16 protein-coding genes are annotated in these 17,142 nt (G+C 67.8%); 12 read left to right on the forward strand and 4 right to left on the reverse strand.

What is annotated here, in order from left to right:
* Positions 1-20 precede the first annotated feature (20 nt).
* The 5 genes from BX604_RS35375 (at position 21) to BX604_RS35395 (ending at position 5,069) form a co-directional block, all read left to right on the forward strand.
* Entirely contained in the window at positions 21-1,349 is a 1,329-nt protein-coding gene (locus BX604_RS35375) for a homoserine dehydrogenase (RefSeq protein ID WP_098556179.1), read from the forward strand.
* A gap of 14 nt (positions 1,350-1,363) precedes the next feature.
* Positions 1,364-2,815, forward strand: coding sequence for a threonine synthase (gene thrC / locus BX604_RS35380; protein ID WP_098556181.1), 1,452 nt, complete (start codon positions 1,364-1,366; stop codon positions 2,813-2,815).
* Between the two features lie 239 nt (positions 2,816-3,054).
* Positions 3,055-4,302, forward strand: a complete 1,248-nt coding sequence (locus BX604_RS35385) for a molybdopterin molybdotransferase MoeA (protein ID WP_098556184.1) — start codon at positions 3,055-3,057, stop codon at positions 4,300-4,302.
* 19 nt (positions 4,303-4,321) lie between these two features.
* Positions 4,322-4,579, forward strand: a complete 258-nt coding sequence (gene moaD, locus BX604_RS35390) for a molybdopterin converting factor subunit 1 (RefSeq protein ID WP_006758354.1) — start codon at positions 4,322-4,324, stop codon at positions 4,577-4,579.
* 10 nt (positions 4,580-4,589) lie between these two features.
* Positions 4,590-5,069 (forward strand): molybdenum cofactor biosynthesis protein MoaE, encoded by a 480-nt coding sequence (locus BX604_RS35395; RefSeq protein WP_098556187.1) that lies wholly within the window; start codon positions 4,590-4,592, stop codon positions 5,067-5,069.
* Between the two features lie 51 nt (positions 5,070-5,120).
* On the opposite strand, the gene BX604_RS35400 is transcribed toward BX604_RS35395, so the two are convergent.
* Positions 5,121-5,681 carry a group III truncated hemoglobin gene (locus tag BX604_RS35400; RefSeq protein WP_098556189.1) on the reverse strand — a complete coding sequence of 187 codons (561 nt, stop codon included), beginning with the start codon at positions 5,679-5,681 and terminating at the stop codon, positions 5,121-5,123.
* Positions 5,682-5,967: 286 nt separating this feature from the next.
* On the opposite strand from BX604_RS35400, the gene BX604_RS35405 reads away from it, so the two are divergent.
* On the forward strand, positions 5,968-6,486 hold the full coding sequence (locus BX604_RS35405; RefSeq protein ID WP_098556192.1) for an Rrf2 family transcriptional regulator: 519 nt from the start codon (positions 5,968-5,970) through the stop codon (positions 6,484-6,486).
* Between the two features lie 145 nt (positions 6,487-6,631).
* On the forward strand, positions 6,632-9,229 hold the full coding sequence (gene clpB, locus BX604_RS35410) for an ATP-dependent chaperone ClpB (RefSeq protein WP_098556195.1): 2,598 nt from the start codon (positions 6,632-6,634) through the stop codon (positions 9,227-9,229).
* Between the two features lie 132 nt (positions 9,230-9,361).
* On the opposite strand, the gene BX604_RS35415 is transcribed toward clpB, so the two are convergent.
* Positions 9,362-9,799, reverse strand: a complete 438-nt coding sequence (locus tag BX604_RS35415; RefSeq protein ID WP_098556198.1) for a YidB family protein — start codon at positions 9,797-9,799, stop codon at positions 9,362-9,364.
* An 88-nt stretch (positions 9,800-9,887) separates the two neighbouring features.
* Positions 9,888-10,481 carry a ComEA family DNA-binding protein gene (locus BX604_RS35420; protein ID WP_098556200.1) on the reverse strand — a complete coding sequence of 198 codons (594 nt, stop codon included), beginning with the start codon at positions 10,479-10,481 and terminating at the stop codon, positions 9,888-9,890.
* 307 nt (positions 10,482-10,788) lie between these two features.
* On the opposite strand from BX604_RS35420, the gene BX604_RS35425 reads away from it, so the two are divergent.
* Together BX604_RS35425 and BX604_RS35430 are read left to right on the forward strand one after the other, a co-directional pair.
* On the forward strand, positions 10,789-11,250 hold the full coding sequence (locus BX604_RS35425; RefSeq protein WP_098556202.1) for a MerR family transcriptional regulator: 462 nt from the start codon (positions 10,789-10,791) through the stop codon (positions 11,248-11,250).
* On the forward strand, positions 11,234-11,668 hold the full coding sequence (locus BX604_RS35430; protein WP_179894947.1) for a carboxymuconolactone decarboxylase family protein: 435 nt from the start codon (positions 11,234-11,236) through the stop codon (positions 11,666-11,668). The genes BX604_RS35425 and BX604_RS35430 overlap by 17 nt, the downstream gene beginning before the upstream one ends.
* A 13-nt stretch (positions 11,669-11,681) precedes the next feature.
* On the opposite strand, the gene BX604_RS35435 is transcribed toward BX604_RS35430, so the two are convergent.
* Entirely contained in the window at positions 11,682-13,613 is a 1,932-nt protein-coding gene (locus tag BX604_RS35435) for a sigma-54-dependent Fis family transcriptional regulator (protein ID WP_098556204.1), read from the reverse strand.
* Between the two features lie 536 nt (positions 13,614-14,149).
* Here BX604_RS35435 and BX604_RS35440 point away from each other — a divergent pair.
* The 3 genes from BX604_RS35440 (at position 14,150) to BX604_RS35450 (ending at position 17,107) form a co-directional block, all read left to right on the forward strand.
* Positions 14,150-15,208, forward strand: coding sequence for an ATP-NAD kinase family protein (locus BX604_RS35440; protein ID WP_098556574.1), 1,059 nt, complete (start codon positions 14,150-14,152; stop codon positions 15,206-15,208).
* Between the two features lie 61 nt (positions 15,209-15,269).
* Positions 15,270-16,046, forward strand: coding sequence for an SDR family NAD(P)-dependent oxidoreductase (locus BX604_RS35445; protein WP_098556209.1), 777 nt, complete (start codon positions 15,270-15,272; stop codon positions 16,044-16,046).
* Positions 16,047-16,123: 77 nt separating this feature from the next.
* Entirely contained in the window at positions 16,124-17,107 is a 984-nt protein-coding gene (locus BX604_RS35450; RefSeq protein WP_098556211.1) for a thiamine pyrophosphate-dependent dehydrogenase E1 component subunit alpha, read from the forward strand.
* Positions 17,108-17,142: the final 35 nt, after the last annotated feature.

Consider the following 17,142-nt stretch of genomic DNA (forward strand, 5'->3'; position numbering starts at 1 on the left):
AATCATCGATCACACGCAGCATGGAACCGATCAAAGTTGGCTTGTTGGGCTTCGGCACCGTCGGTAGCGGCACCTTCACGGTGCTGCGCCGCAACCAGGAAGAAATCAAGCGACGCGCAGGGCGCGGCATCGAGGTGGCGCGCATTGCAGTGCGCAACCCGGCCAAGGCGCAGGCTGCGCTCGGCGGTGACGCCGCCGTCGCGCAGATCACCGACGACTTCAACGCGGTCGTCGACGATCCGTCGATCGCGATCATCGCCGAGATGATCGGCGGCACGGGCATCGCACGCGAGCTCGTGCTGCGCGCGATCGCGAACGGCAAGCACGTCGTGACGGCGAACAAGGCGCTGCTCGCGGTGCACGGCACCGAGATCTTCGAGGCCGCGCGCGCGAAGGGCGTGATGGTCGCGTTCGAAGCGGCCGTCGCCGGCGGCATCCCGATCATCAAGGCGCTGCGCGAAGGCCTGACCGCGAACCGCATCCAGTACATCGCGGGCATCATCAACGGCACGACGAACTACATCCTGTCGGAAATGCGCGACCGCGGCCTCGACTTCGCGACCGCGCTGAAGGCCGCGCAGGAGCTCGGCTACGCGGAAGCCGACCCGACCTTCGACATCGAAGGCGTCGACGCCGCGCACAAGGCGACGATCATGAGCGCGATCGCGTTCGGCGTGCCGGTCCAGTTCGACCGCGCGTACGTCGAAGGCATCAGCAAGCTCGACGCGACCGACATCCGCTACGCGGAAGAGCTCGGCTACCGGATCAAGCTACTCGGCATCGCGCGCCGCGCCGAACACGGCATCGAGCTGCGCGTGCACCCGACGCTGATCCCCGAGAAGCGCCTGCTCGCGAACGTCGAGGGCGCGATGAACGCGGTCGTCGTGCACGGCGACGCGGTCGGCACGACGCTGTACTACGGCAAGGGCGCGGGCGCGGAACCGACCGCATCGGCGGTCGTCGCGGATCTCGTCGACGTCACGCGCCTGCACACGGCCGACCCCGAGCATCGCGTGCCGCACCTCGCGTTCCAGCCGGACAGCCTGTCGAACACGCCGATCCTGCCGATCGACGAAGTGACGAGCGGCTACTACCTGCGCCTGCGCGTGGCGGACCAGACGGGCGTGCTCGCCGATATCACGCGCATCCTCGCGGCGGCGGGCATCTCGATCGACGCGCTGCTGCAGAAGGAATCGGAACAGGTCGACGACGCCAACGGCGAAACCGACATCATCCTGATCACGCACGAAACGATCGAGAAGCACGTCAATGCGGCGATCGCGCAGATCGAAAGCCTCGCGACGGTCGTCTCGAAGGTGACGAAGCTGCGCATGGAAGCGCTGAACTGAGGACCAGGAACGACATGAACTACATCTCCACGCGCGGCGCCGGCATCGGCGAGCGCCATACGTTCTCCGACATCCTGCTCGGCGGTCTCGCGAAGGACGGCGGGCTCTACCTGCCGTCCGAGTACCCGCAGGTTTCCGCCGACGAGCTCGCGCGCTGGCGCGCGCTGTCGTACGCGGATCTCGCGTTCGAGATCCTGTCGAAGTTCTGCGACGACGTGCCGGCCGACGACCTGCGTGCGATCACGCGCCGCACGTACACGGCGGCCGTGTACAGCAACACGCGCCATGGCGAGAATGCGTCCGACATCACGCCGCTGAAGACGCTCGGCACCGAGCACGGCGCGACGCTGTCGCTGCTCGAACTGTCGAACGGCCCGACGCTCGCGTTCAAGGACATGGCGATGCAGCTGCTCGGCAACCTGTTCGAGTACACGCTCGCGAAGCACGGCGAAGCGCTGAACATTCTCGGCGCGACGTCGGGCGACACGGGCAGCGCGGCCGAGTACGCGATGCGCGGCAAGGCCGGCGTGCGCGTGTTCATGCTGTCGCCGCACAAGAAGATGAGCGCCTTCCAGACGGCCCAGATGTTCAGCCTGCAGGATCCGAACATCTTCAACCTCGCGGTCGAAGGCGTGTTCGACGACTGCCAGGACATCGTGAAGGCGGTGTCGAACGATCACGCGTTCAAGGCGCAGCAGAAGATCGGCACGGTCAACTCGATCAACTGGGCGCGCGTCGTCGCGCAGGTCGTGTACTACTTCAAGGGCTATTTCGCGGCGACGCAGTCCAACGACGAGCGCGTGTCGTTCACGGTGCCGTCGGGCAACTTCGGCAACGTGTGCGCGGGCCACATCGCGCGGATGATGGGGCTGCCGATCGCGAAGCTCGTGGTCGCGACCAACGAGAACGACGTGCTCGACGAGTTCTTCCGCACCGGTGCGTATCGCGTGCGCAGTGCCGAGAACACGTATCACACGAGCAGCCCGAGCATGGACATCTCGAAGGCGTCGAACTTCGAGCGCTTCGTGTTCGACCTGCTCGGCCGCGATCCGGCACGCGTGATGCAGCTGTTCCGCGACGTCGAGGAGAAGGGCGGCTTCGATCTGGCCGCGAGCGGCGATTTCTCGCGCGTGGCCGAATTCGGTTTCGTGTCGGGCCGCAGCAGCCATACGGACCGCATCGCGACGATCCGCGACGTGTTCTCGCGCTACGACACGATGATCGATACGCACACCGCCGACGGCGTGAAGGTCGCGCGCGAGCATCTCGACGCGGGCGTGCCGATGGTCGTGCTCGAGACGGCGCAGCCGATCAAGTTCGGCGAGACGATCCGCGAAGCGCTCGATCGCGAAGCCGAGCGGCCGGCCGCATTCGACGGGCTCGAGGCGCTGCCGCAGCGTTTCGAGGTCGTGAAGGCCGACGCGCAGCAGGTGAAGGACTTCATCGTCGCCCATACGGGCGCATGAGGTGCCGCCGGGCGCGAGCCCGGCGTGCAGGCAGGACGGCCGGAATGCCGATTCGTCGAACGGATCGGGGTTCCGGCCGTTTTGCTTGGTGGCGCGGCGGCCGCCCGGCGCGCCATGAAACAAGGATCAGCGCCGCACATTCGCGCCGATCACAGTTTTCGCATGTCGGCCATATTGCGCGTGCGCGCGACGGCGTCGCTACAATGACGTATTGACTCCAACGATCCCCGATTCCATCGATGTCAAACCCGAATTCCGTGGCGCCCCGCGCGCCGATGCTGTCGACCGCCGAAGCGCTCGCCGCACTGCTCGATGCCGCGAAACCGCTGCCCGGCGCCGAAACCGTCGCGACGCTCGACGCGCTCGGCCGCGTGCTGGCGGCAGACGTGAGCTCGCCGCTCGACGTGCCGCCGATGCATACGAGCGCGATGGACGGCTACGCGGTGCGCGTCGCCGATCTGTTGCACGGCGACCGGCGTCTGCCGGTGTCGCAGCGGATTCCGGCCGGCCATCCGGCCGCGCCGCTCGACGCGGGCACGGCCGCGCGGATCTTCACCGGCGCGACGGTGCCGCCGGGCGCCGACGCCGTCGTGATGCAGGAGCAGACATCGGCCGACGGCGACGCGGTCGAGATCCTGCACACGCCGAAAGCCGGTGAATGGATCACCGCGCAAGGCGCGGACATCCGCCTGGGTTCGGTGATCCTGCCGGCCGGCACGCGCCTCACGCCGCAGGCGCTCGGCCTGGCCGCATCGGTCGGCTGCGCGCAGCTGTCGGTCGCGCGGCGGATCCGCGTCGCGGTGTTCTTCACCGGCGACGAACTGACGATGCCCGGCGAGCCGCTGAAGCCCGGTGCGATCTACAACTCGAACCGCTTCACGCTGCGCGGGCTGCTGGAGCGGCTCGGCTGCTACGTGACCGACTACGGGATCGTGCCCGATTCGCTCGCGGCGACGCGCGACACGCTGCGCGAGGCCGCGCGCGATCACGACGTGATCCTGACGAGCGGCGGCGTGTCGGTCGGCGACGAGGATCACGTGAAGCCGGCCGTCGAGGCCGAAGGGCGGCTCGCGCTGTGGCAGATCGCGATGAAGCCCGGCAAGCCGCTCGCGTTCGGCGCGGTGCGCCGCGGCGACGAGCGGCCCGATGCGCACTTCGTCGGGCTGCCCGGCAATCCGGTGTCGAGCTTCGTCACGTTCCTGCTGTTCGTGCGGCCGTTCCTGCTGCGCCTGTCCGGCGTGCGCGACGTCGCGCCGCGCGCGCTGTCGCTGCGCGCGGACTTCTCGCAGAGCAAGGGCGACCGGCGCAACGAATTCCTGCGCGCGCGCGTCAATGCGGCCGGCGGCCTCGATCTGTTCCCGAACCAGAGCTCGGCGGTGTTGACGTCGACGGTCTGGGGCGACGGCCTGATCGACAATCCGCCGCAGCACGCGATCAGCGCCGGCGAGACCGTGCGTTTCATTCCGTTTTCCGAACTGCTGTCGTAACGCGACGGCCTCCCGATCCATGAAGATTCAACTGAAATTCTTTGCAAGCGTGCGCGAGGCGCTGGGCGTGTCCGACGAACAGGCCGACGTGCCGGACGGCGTGACGACCGTCGGCGACGTGCGCGCATGGCTGCGCCTGCGCGGCGGCGCTTGGGCCGAGACGCTCGCCGAAGGGCGCGCGTTGCGCATGGCGTGCAACCACGAGATGACCGACCCCGACACGCGCCTCACCGACGGCTGCGAGGTCGCGTTCTTTCCGCCGGTGACGGGCGGCTGAGGGGCTTGCGATGGCTACGGTACGAGTCCAGACCGACGATTTCGACCTGAACGCCGAAGTGGCGGCGCTGCGGGCGCGCAACCCGAAGATCGGCGCGGTCGCATGCTTCGTCGGCACGGTGCGCGACCTGAACGAAGGCGACTCGGTCGCCGCGATGGAGCTCGAGCACTATCCGGGGATGACCGAGAAGGCACTCGAGAAGATCGCCGCCGAGGCTGGCCGGCGCTGGCCCGGCATCGACGTCGCGATCGTGCACCGGGTTGGCCGGCTGTTGCCGCTCGACCAGATCGTGATGGTCGCGACGGTCGCGTCGCATCGCGGCGATGCGTTCGCGTCGTGCGAGTTCGTGATGGACTATCTGAAGACCGAGGCGCCGTTCTGGAAGAAGGAAACGACGCCGGATGGCGAGCGCTGGGTCGATGCCCGCACGACCGACGACGCCGCGCTGGCGCGCTGGGGCGTCGAATCGGGCAACACGCCGCCGCGTTGAGCGCGCGGCGCCCTCGTTGCGGCGATGTGCCGCAGGCGCCGGATGGCTGCGTTACGCGTCCGGATCGGTGCTGCGCCCGATGATCTTCGTCGGAAACGGCTCGCCGCGGGCGCGTGACGGCAGAGCATGCGCGTCGTCGTCGCCGTCGCGGCGGCGCGGCGCGATCGCATCGAGCAGCGCCTGCTGCTCGGGCGGAATCTGATAGTCCCAGCCGAAGCGGCTCAACTGCAGGCTTTGCGCGATCCTCAGCGCGGGTTCCATGAAGCGGATCGCCGCAGGCGGCGTGTAGCGCGCCTCGACGGTCTTCAGGAACAGCGACAGCCAGCGGCTGAAGTGCGCGGGCTCGATCCCGTCGAGCGGCTGGTGCGCCTGCTGCACGTTGCCGCGATAGCCCTTGGTGCCGAGCACGAGGCTCGACCAGAAGCTGACCATCTTCGGCAGATGATCGTCCCAGCGGCCGTTCAGCTTCGCGTCGAATACGGGCCCGAGCAGCGGGTCGACGCGGACGCGGTCGTAGAACGCGTAGACGAGGTCGTGGATGTTGTCTTCGGTCGGTTCCGCGTCGCGGGGGCGGGCCGGTGCGGTATCGGGCGAGGCGGGCAGGGCAGTCATGACAGGAAAGGCCGGGAATATCGGGGTATTGGCGGGCCTGGGTGGGCATCGGCGACGCGTCGGCATGACGCAGGTGCGGCCGATGCGCAGGACGCCGACAGGATTTTGACGCAAAATAGCGTCCACCAAGGCCTGAAAAATGTGCATATTCCATACATCTTATTGCGCGCGGGCCATCCGGGCAACCCGGGCTCGTCAGGTGGCCGTCAAAAGCCCACCCGGCGCACGTTCCCGGTGACCCGGGCCGCATAATCGGGGCACGATCGACAATTTTCCGTATTCGCTCATGAGACTCACCGACTACACCGACTATTCGCTGCGCGTGATGCTGTACCTTGCCGTGCGCGACGAGGGGCTCGCGACGATCCAGGAGATCTCGGACGCCTACGGCATCTCGAAGAACCATCTGATGAAAGTCGTGCAGCAGCTCGGCGAGCTCGGCTGGGTCGACACGGTTCGCGGCCGCAACGGCGGGCTGCGGCTCTTCCCCGAATCGCTGGCGCTGACGGTCGGCCAGGTCGTGCGTGCGACCGAGAGCGATTTCGCGCTGGTCGGCTGCTTTTCTGCCGACGAGGGCGAGTCGCGCGGCTGCGTGATCGAACCGCAGTGCCGGCTGAAGGGCGTGCTGGCGGCCGCGCGCGATGCGTTCTTCGCCGAACTCGACCGTCATACGCTCGGCGAGCTGTCGGCACCCGCGTCGCCGCTCGCCGCGTTGCTCGGTATTCGGCCGATCGCGCTCGTGCGTGCCGAGTCATCGGAATCCGACGCGCCTGCGTCCGCCGGGTCGCCGTCGAAAGCAGGCTGACGCGCGCGCTGCGCACCATCATCCGGCCGGCAGGCTGCTGCACCTCCGCCCTTCGTTTTTTGCGCTGAATCAACCCGAATTTCGCTTGAAACCCGCATAACCATCCTCATCTTGGTGTTAATCGAAAATTGGAGGTCTCGACCAAATGAGAATCGACAAGCTCACCACCAAGTTCCAGGAAGCACTCGCGGACGCGCAAAGCCTTGCGGCAGGCCGCGACAATCAATACATCGAACCCGTTCACGTGCTGGCGGCACTCGTCGCGCAGCAGGACGGCTCGGCCCGCTCGCTGATGTCGCGCGCGGGTGTTCACGTGCAGGCGCTGCAAGGCGCGCTGAACGAGGCGATTTCGCGCCTGCCGCAAGTCACGGGCACGGGCGGTGACATCCAGATCGGCCGTGAGTTGGCCGGACTGCTGAACCAGGCCGACAAGGAAGCGCAGAAGCTCAACGACACGTTCATCGCGAGCGAGATGTTCCTGCTCGCCGCGTCCGACGACAAGGGCGAAGCCGGCAAGCTGGCGCGCCAGCACGGCCTCACGCGCAAGGCGCTCGAAGCCGCGATCGCCGCGGTGCGCGGCGGCTCGCAGGTGCACAGCCAGGATGCGGAAAGCCAGCGTGAAGCGCTGAAGAAGTACACGGTCGACCTGACCGAGCGCGCCCGTGCGGGCAAGCTCGATCCGGTGATCGGCCGCGACGACGAAATCCGTCGCTCGATCCAGATCCTGCAGCGCCGCACCAAGAACAACCCGGTGCTGATCGGCGAGCCGGGCGTCGGCAAGACCGCGATCGTCGAAGGGCTCGCGCAGCGGATCGTCAACGGCGAAGTGCCCGAGACGCTGAAGGGCAAGCGCGTGCTGTCGCTCGACATGGCCGCGCTGCTCGCGGGCGCGAAGTATCGCGGCGAGTTCGAGGAGCGCCTGAAGGCGGTGCTCAACGACATCGCGAAGGACGAAGGCCGGACGATCGTGTTCATCGACGAGATCCACACGATGGTCGGCGCCGGCAAGGCCGAAGGTGCGATGGATGCGGGCAACATGCTCAAGCCTGCGCTGTCGCGCGGCGAGCTGCATTGCATCGGCGCGACCACGCTCGACGAATACCGCAAGTACATCGAGAAGGACGCCGCGCTCGAGCGCCGCTTCCAGAAGGTGCTCGTCGACGAGCCGAGCGTCGAGGCGACGATCGCGATCCTGCGCGGGTTGCAGGAGAAGTACGAACTGCACCACGGCGTCGACATCACCGACCCGGCGATCGTCGCCGCGGCCGAGCTGTCGCACCGTTACATCACGGACCGCTTCCTGCCCGACAAGGCGATCGACCTGATCGACGAGGCTGCATCGAAGATCAAGATGGAAATCGATTCGAAGCCCGAAGAGATGGACAAGCTCGACCGTCGTCTGATCCAGTTGAAGATCGAGCGCGAGGCCGTGAAGAAGGAGCAGGACGAAGCGTCGCAGAAGCGCCTGCAGCTGATCGAGGAAGAGATCGAGCGCCTCGGCCGCGAGTATGCGGACCTCGAGGAGATCTGGACCGCCGAGAAGGCCGCGGTGCAGGGCAGCGCGCAGTTGAAGGAAGAGATCGAGAAGGTGCGCGCCGACATCGCGCGTCTGCAGCGTGACGGCAAGCTGGAGAAGGTCGCCGAGCTGCAGTACGGGAAGCTGCCGCAACTCGAGTCGCAACTGAAGCAGGTCACGCAGGCGGAAGAGCAGGAGCAGCACAACCCGACGCGTCCGCGGCTGCTGCGCACGCAGGTCGGTGCGGAAGAAATCGCGGAAGTCGTGTCGCGCTCAACCGGGATTCCGGTGTCGCGGATGATGCAGGGCGAACGCGAGAAGCTGCTGCATATCGAGGAAAAGCTGCACGAGCGCGTGGTCGGCCAGCATGAGGCGATCAGTGCGGTCGCCGATGCGATCCGTCGTTCGCGCGCGGGTCTCGCCGATCCGAACCGTCCGTACGGCTCGTTCCTGTTCCTCGGCCCGACGGGTGTCGGCAAGACCGAGCTGTGCAAGGCGCTGGCGTCGTTCCTGTTCGATTCGGAAGAGCACCTGATCCGCATCGACATGAGCGAGTTCATGGAGAAGCACAGCGTCGCGCGACTGATCGGCGCGCCGCCGGGCTACGTCGGTTACGAGGAAGGCGGCTACCTGACGGAAGCCGTGCGCCGCAAACCGTACAGCGTGATTCTTCTCGACGAGATCGAGAAGGCGCATCCGGACGTGTTCAACGTGCTGCTGCAGGTGCTCGACGATGGTCGCATGACCGACGGGCAGGGGCGCACGGTCGACTTCAAGAACACGGTGATCGTGATGACGTCGAACCTTGGCTCGCAGGTGATCCAGGCGATGACGGGGGCGCCGCAGGAAGAGATCAAGGACGCCGTGTGGCTCGAAGTGAAGCAGCACTTCCGTCCGGAATTCCTGAACCGGATCGACGATGTCGTGGTGTTCCATGCGCTCGACCGCAGCAACATCGAGTCGATCGCGAAGATCCAGCTCGCCCGCCTGCACGACCGGCTCGCGAAGCTCGACATGGCGCTCGACGTGTCGCCGGCGGCGCTCGAGCAGATCGGCAAGGTCGGCTACGATCCGCTGTTCGGTGCGCGGCCGCTGAAGCGCGCGATCCAGCAGGAGATCGAGAACCCGGTCGCGAAGCTGATCCTCGCGGGCCGCTTCGGTCCGAAGGACGTGATCCCGGTCGACATCAGCGACGGCAAGTTCGTGTTCTACCGCGTCGTGCACTGATCGCCGGTCATCGGCCGCGCGCCCGGTTCGCGCCGGGCGCGCAAAAACAAACACCCCGCTCAGGCGGGGTGTTTGCATATGGAGCGGCCGAAACGGATGAAGCGGCTGCTCCGGACGGCGTGCGCGGTGCGCTCAGCCCTGCTTGTTGCCGCCGAACATGCCGGCGAGCTGCGACAGCGAGCCGAGCACGTTCGACGGGTCGATCTGTGCCTGGCCGTCGGCCGGCACCGTGCCGTCCGGCGTCGCGTGGTTGACGACGTGCGGCAGCACTTGCGCGAGGACGGTCGATGCCATCGACGGATCGACGCCGAACTTGCTCGCCAGCGCGCCGATCGCGTCCGAGCCGAGCACGTTCTGCAGCGCGTCCGGCGCGATCGGCTGGTTCTGGCCGTTGCCGACCCACGAGCCGATCACGTCGCCGGCGCCGCCGGCCTTGAACTTCTCGATCAGCCCGTTCAGGCCGCCCGGCTGGTTGTTGATGAATTCGAGCGCGGTCGTGATGAGCGCGCTTTGCGAGTTGCCGCCGGCCTGGCCGCCGATCAGACCGCCAACGATGTCGAGGAGACCCATGGTTCTTCACCTTCACTGAAAAGGGCGCCGTAACGACGGCGCCCGTTGAACGAATACCGCGCGCACGCCGTCGCGCGCGCGGCGCACATCAGGCGCCCGACGCCGCGGCGGCGGAGGCTGCCTTGTCCTTCTTGCTCTTCTTCTTCGAACCCTTCGTCGCCTTCGTGGACGACGTTGCGGCCGGCGCACTCGCGCCCGCGTCGGCGGATGCCGCCGCGGCTGCGGCCGCCTTTTCCTTCTTCGATGCTCGCTTGCTCTTGGCCGGCTTGGTGGCCGCTTCCGGCGCGCTTGCGGCCGGCGTACCGGCCGTCGCGGTCGTTGACGTCGTCGCAGTGCCTGCCGGCGTCGTGCTGGTGGTAGTGGCCGAGGTCGTCGCGGCTGGCTTCGACAGCTTCACGCCCTTGGGCGGCGTCGCCGAGCCGCCGATCGTCAGGCCGTTTTCCTCGAGATGCCCGACTGACTTCGTGCCGAGGCCCTTCACGCGATTCGCGAGATCGTCCGCGTCCTTGAACGGGCCGTTCTTGGTGCGTTCGTCGATGATCGCCTTCGACTTCACGGGCCCGAGACCCTTCACCGATTCGAGCGCGGCCTGGTCGGCCGTGTTGACTTCGACGGCCGCGGCAAGACCGGCGGCGAGTGACAGCGACAGCGCGACGAACAGCATCAGCAGCTTTTTCAGCATGGCAAAGGCTCCCAGGTTCCGACGGATGAATGGCGGTTGCAGCGGACGGCGGGGCGACACCTGTCCGAGCGTCGCCGTTAAGCATAGGACAAATGCGTGCCCTTTTTAAGACAAGCTGTCCGAATCTTGCTGAAGGCTTGCGTCGCTGTAAAGACGGAACGCGCTGCCGGGCCGCGATTTTGACCATTCTTTACGGTGTCCGACGGTGTCTGGCGGTGCCTGATGCGTTGGCCGCAAAAAATGACGCGCTGGTCGTTCGGCAACGCTTGACTTAGAGTGAACTCTAACTCCTAACCTTGCTCCTGCCATGTCGAAAACCGTATCCACACCTTCCTCTGCCGGCCCGCTGACGATCGGGCAAGTCGCCGAACTGACGGGCGTGTCGACGCACACGTTGCGGTACTACGAGCAGGCCGGGCTGCTGCGCGCGATTTCGCGCACGACGGCCGGACACCGGCTCTATGCGCCGGCCGATCTCGACTGGCTTGCCTTCGTGATGCGTCTGAAAGCAACCGGCATGCCGATCGCGCAGATGCAGCAGTTCGCGGCATTGCGCGCGCAAGGCGAGTCGACGTTCGGCGCGCGCCGACGGTTGCTGGCCGCGCATCGCGATGCGGTGCGCGCGCATATCGAGGAGCTGCAGGCGAGCCTCGACGCGATCGGCGACAAGATCACGTACTACGAGACGCAGGAACGCGAGACGGAACGACGGGCGAACACTTCCCATTCATCATCGGAGCAGGACGGACATCATGGAACGACTCGTTGACGATCGCTATGCGCGCGGCTGGAACAAACTGAAGGAAATCGACGGCGAAGTGGGCGAACGCGTGATCGCGGCGCTCGCGCCGATCGCGCCCGATTTCGGGCGGCTGCTCGTCGAATTCGGTTTCGGCGACATCTACAGCCGGCCGCAGCTCGATCTCAAAGCGCGAGAGATCGCGACGATCGCCGCGCTGGCGGCACTCGGCAATGCGCAGCCGCAACTCAAGGTACACATCGAGGCAGCGCTGAACGTCGGCTGCACACGCGACGAGATCGTCGAGGTGTTCATGCAGATGGCCGTCTACGCGGGTTTCCCGGCCGCGCTGAATGCGCTGTTTGCCGCGCACGAGGTTTTTTCCCGGCGCGATGAAGCGCTCGCCACGGACAACGGCGCGACCGAAGCGGTTGCGCACGCGGCGTGATGCGTCGCGTGCATCAGATGCGGTGCGGCGCGACGATCCGGTGCTTCGCGATGCGCCGGTACAGCGTCGCACGCGAAATGCCGAGCGCCTGGGCCGCTGCATCGGGGCGCCAGCGATGCGTGGTGAGCGCCGCGACGATGCGGCCGCGCTCGTCGTCCGGCAGCGCGCCGGCCGGGCCGCCGCCGAGCTGCGCGGCGAGATCGGCCGGCAGGTCGCGCCGCGTCACGCGTGCGGCGTCGCACACCGCGCACGCATAGCGCAGCACGTTGCGCAGTTGCCGCACGTTGCCGGGCCACGGGTACGCGGCGAGTTGCCCGGCGAGCGCCGGGTCGAGCGTGAGCACGTGGCCGGTCGCCTGCGCTTCTTCCGCGAACACCGTGGCGATCACGTCGCCCACGTCCGTGCGCTCGCGCAGCGGCGGCAGCTCGAACGTCGCGCCGCTCAGCCGGTAATACAGATCTTCGCGGAACGTGCCGTCGGCGACCATCTGTCCGAGATCGCGGTGCGTTGCGCAGATCACGTCCAGATCGACGCGCACGGGCGTGTCGCTGCCGAGCGGCACGACTTCGCCGTCGGCGAGCACGCGCAACAGGCGCGTCTGCAGCGCGAGCGGCATGTCGCCGATTTCATCGAGAAACAGCGTGCCGCCGTCGGCGAGCGCGATCTTGCCGCGTGCGCCGTGCTTGCGCGCACCGGTAAATGCGCCGGCCGCATAGCCGAACAGTTCGCTTTCGATCAGCGCCTCGGGCAGCGCACCGCAGTTGACCGCGACGAACGGCCGTGCGCGTCGCGCACCGGCGTCGTGGATCGCGCGGGCGAACACTTCCTTGCCCGCACCGGTTTCGCCAAGCACGAGAATCGGCAGCCGCTTGCTCGCGACGCGCAGCGCGAGTTCGGCCTGCTGCGCGATGCGTGCGTCGCTGCTGTGCAGGAACGGCGTGAGCGCACCGACGTGGCGCTGCGCGGTGCCGGGGCGGCGCGATGCCGGGGCGGCCCGTGCCGTGCCGGTTTCGCGGCCGGCACGCCGTAGCGGCGCGCGCAGCCGTGCATAGAGCGGGGCGCCGGTTGCGCGCAGCCGCAGCGCGATGATCGTGTCGAGCCGCGCGGCATCGCGCAGCGGCATCTCGGTCGCGTCGAAGATCTCGTCGATGTGGCGCGGCTCGCGCAGCGCCGGCAACGCGTCGCGTGCCTGGCGGTTCGCGGCGACGATGTTGCCGCATTCGTCGAACGCGATCAGCCATTCGGGCTGCGCCTCGACGTAGTGACGATTCGGATGCCCGAACAATATCCAGTGCTGCGCGGTGCTGTGCACGAAATAGCCGTCCTCGATCAGCCCGGCACTTTGCCGCACGAGCTGGTACACGAGGCGCTGGCTGTCGCGGTTGTCCGGCGACTGGACGGCCGATGCATCGAGCACGCCGATCAGTTCGCCGCCCGGCGAGAAGATCGGGGCCGCGCTGCAGGTGAGCGTGGTGAACGCCGCGCGAAAGTGGTCGGTCTTGTGCACGGTGATCGGCGCGAGATCGGTCAGCACGCTTGCGACGCCGCACGTGCCTTCCTCGCTCTCCGACCAGCACGAGCCGATGTGCAGGCCCGCATGACGGAAGTCGTTGCGGCGTTCGCGGTCGATCCGGTAGTCGATCGTCACGCCGTGCGCGTCGGTCAGCATCACGCAATAGTCGGCCACGCGAATCATGTCGTGCAGGCGCGTCAGGCACTGGCCCGACGCGCGCAGGAACGCATCCTCCTTGTCGCGCACCTCGCGCAGCTCGGCCGCGGTCAGCACGCGCGGGCCGATCGACGACGCAGGGTCGAGCGCATAGCGCTCGAGCGAGCGCTGCCACGACGACACGAGGCGCGAGGAGTCGGCCGGTGCGGGCAGGCGCCCGGCGAGCGCGCCGAGCACACGGTCGGCGTGCTGGGCCTGGGGGACGGCGTAGGGCATGGTCGGCTCCGGTTCCGTACGGCGGGGGATTCGCTGTTCTTGTAGCACATCCGCTTCGGCGGATCACATTGCATCGCAGCATGCGCGGCGCCTGAGACGTTCGTCTCAGCGGCATCTCAACGGGTCGCGCGGGGCTGAGACGCATCGGCGAGCCGCGTGTGATTGCCGCCCGGATCCCGGTGGCGCGCGCCGTGCCTCGATCCGCGCGGCTTGCCGGGTAGATCGGGGCGCGCGCCACGCAGCCGAAACATGCGCGCCGCGAGATCGACGCCGTGAGACGCACGCGCCGTTTCGCGACGCGTACGCCCGTCATGGCGGCCCATGTCGAGCCTGCGCACCGCCGCCGAGCCAGTCCGCACGCGGGTTTCACGGTCGTTGTGCACACGGTGGCACGCCGCTTGCAGATATCACCGGCAAGCCCGGCGCAATCGCGTCGGCGACGACGATCCGCTGTTCTCGATGACGGCGGACGACACATGCAGGACCGGCGCGCGAGCCAATGTGCGCGCGCCGGCCCACTGGATGGAGACAAGCCCGTGACGACGCCCGTGACTGTCGGCGTGATCGCGAACCCCGCATCGGGGCGCGACATTCGCCGTCTGACGACGCATGCATCCGTGTTCCCGACGGCGGAAAAGGCCAACATGGTCGTGCGCCTGCTCGCCGGCCTCGGCGCGATGGGCGTCGAGCGCGTCCTGACGTTGCGCGACAAGACGGGCATCGCGACGCTGCTGATGCGTGCGCTCGATACGCATCGCGCGGTCGCACCCCACGAGCGCTGGCCCGAAGTCGAATTCATCGACCTGCCGATCTCCGATACGGTCGCCGATACGCAAGCCGGCGCCGCCTACATGCGCCGGATGGAAGTCGCGCTGATCGCCGTGCTCGGCGGCGACGGCACGCATCGCGCGGTCGCCGCGCATTGCGGCGCGACGCCGCTCGTCGCGTTGTCCACCGGCACCAACAACGCGTTTCCCGAACATCGCGAGGCGACGGTCGCAGGCGTTGCGGCCGGGCTTGTCGCGACCGGCGCCGTGCCGGCCGACGTCGCGTTCACGCGCAACAAGCGGCTCGTCGTGCGCTGTACGGCCGGTTCGAACGCGGGACGCGAGGAGATCGCGCTGGTCGACGTGTGCGCGGCGCGCCAGCGCTTCATCGGCGCACGGGCGATCTCGGGCCCGGACGACATCGACACGCTCTACCTGACGTTCGCGGAACCGGACGGCATCGGCCTGTCCGCGCTCGGCGGCGCGTGGGCACCGCTCGAGCGCAGCGCGACGCACGGGCTCGCGATGCGTTTTGCCACCGACGGCAAGACGGCCGGCACACCGCTCGTCGCACCGATCGCCCCGGGCCGCGTCGATCGCGTCGTGATGCGTAGTTGCGAGCGGCTCGAACCGGGTGCGTGGCAGACCATCCCGTTCGAGCACGGCACGCTCGCGTTCGACGGCGAACGCGAGATCGAGGTCGCGCGCGGCGATCGCTACGAGATCGCGCTCGACTGGCGGGGGCCGCTGACGGTCGACGTCGGCCGCACGCTGCGTTACGCGTCGTCGCGGCAGTTGCTGCGCGATGCCGGCGCGTGGCGCACCTGACCCCCCGTTTTTTCGACGACGCATCGCTTCCATTCCAGTCAATCGACAAGGAGACATCGCCATGACAGCCGTTCTCGAAGGACAGGTCGCCATCGTCACCGGCGCCGCGCGCGGCATCGGCCGCGGCATTGCGCTGACGCTCGCAGGCGCGGGCGCCGACATCCTGCTCGCGGATCTGCTCGACGACGCGCTCGACGCGACCGCCCGCGAGGTGCGCGCGCTCGGCCGGCGCGCGGCGGTCGCGAAGGTCGACGTCACGCAGGCCGCCCAGGTCGACACGATGGTCGCGCAGGCGCTCGCCGAGCTGGGCCGGCTCGACATCCTCGTGAATTGCGCGGGCGTGATCAGCATTCATCCGGTCGACGCGTTGACCGAACGCGACTGGGATTTCGTGATGGACGTGAATGCGAAGGGCACGTTCCTCGGTTGCCGCGCGGCGCTCCCGCATCTGAAGGCGCAGCGCAGCGGCCGGATCATCAACGTCGCGTCGATCGCCGGCAAGGAAGGGTTTCCGAATCTCGCCCACTACAGCGCATCGAAATTCGCGGTGGTCGGCTTCACGAACGCGCTGGCGAAGGAACTCGCGCGCGACGGCGTGACGGTCAACGCGATCTGCCCCGGCATCGTGCGTACCGACATGTGGGACCGGCTGTCCGACGCATGGAAGACCGACGGCGAATCGGTCGAGGCGTCGTGGCAGCGGCACCAGCTCACGCTGATTCCGCAGGGTCGCGCGCAGACCCCGGAGGACATGGGCCGGCTCGCGCTGTTCTTCGCGACGATGGACAACGTGACCGGCCAGGCCGTGAACGTCGACGGCGGCTTTACGTTCCACTGACGGCCGCAGGCCGTGCAATCCGTCGCCGGGGCGTTGCCGCGGCGGCATTCGCAGTCAGACCTACCCAGGAGACACACATGACCGTTTCGACACAGCTCAGCAGGGACAAGCTGCTGGACGCCTATCGGCTGATGCGCACGATCCGCGAATTCGAGGAGCGCCTGCACGTCGAGTTCGCAACCGGAGAAATCCCCGGCTTCGTTCACCTGTACGCGGGCGAAGAGGCATCCGCGGTCGGCACGATGCTGCACCTCGGCCTCGAGGACTACGTCGCCACCACGCACCGCGGCCACGGCCATTGCATCGCGAAAGGCGTCGACGTGCACGGGATGATGGCCGAGATCTACGGCAAGAAGACGGGCGTCTGCCACGGCAAGGGCGGCTCGATGCACATCGCCGACCTGGCGATGGGGATGCTCGGCGCGAACGGGATCGTCGGCGCGGGCGGCCCGCTCGTGTGCGGCGCGGCGCTCGCGGCCAAGCACAAGAAGACGGGCGGCGTCGGCGTGTGCTTCTTCGGCGACGGCGCGTCGAACCAGGGCGTGATCTTCGAATCGATGAACCTCGCGTCGGTGTGGCGGTTGCCGGCGATTTTCGTGGCCGAAAACAACGGCTATGCGGAAGCGACGTCGTCGAGCTGGTCGGTCGCGACCGACAACATCGCCGATCGCGCGAACGGCTTCGGGATGCCCGGCGTGATCGTCGACGGCTTCGACTTCTTCGCGGTGCACGAGGCGCTTGGCGAAGCGGTCGCACGCGCGCGCAACGGCGGCGGCCCGACGCTCGTCGAAGTCAAGTTCACGCGCTATTTCGGCCACTTCGAAGGCGATGCGCAGACCTATCGTGCGCCGGGCGAAGTGCAGAAGCTGCGCGACGAGAAGGACTGCCTGAAGCATTTCGAGACGCGCGTCGTGCGCGCCGAAGCGCTGACGACCGACGAGCTGCGCGCGGTCGACGCGCAGGTGAAGGCGCTGATCGACGACGCGGTCGCGCAGGCGAAGGCCGCGCCGCTGCCCGATGCGGCTGACCTGCTGGCCGACGTGTACGTGTCGTACCCGTGAGCGCGATCTGACCCAGCCGCCGGTACGGCAAACCG

Source organism: Burkholderia sp. JKS000303, from assembly GCF_002563755.1.
Taxonomy (GTDB): Bacteria; Pseudomonadota; Gammaproteobacteria; order Burkholderiales; family Burkholderiaceae; genus Burkholderia; species Burkholderia anthina_B.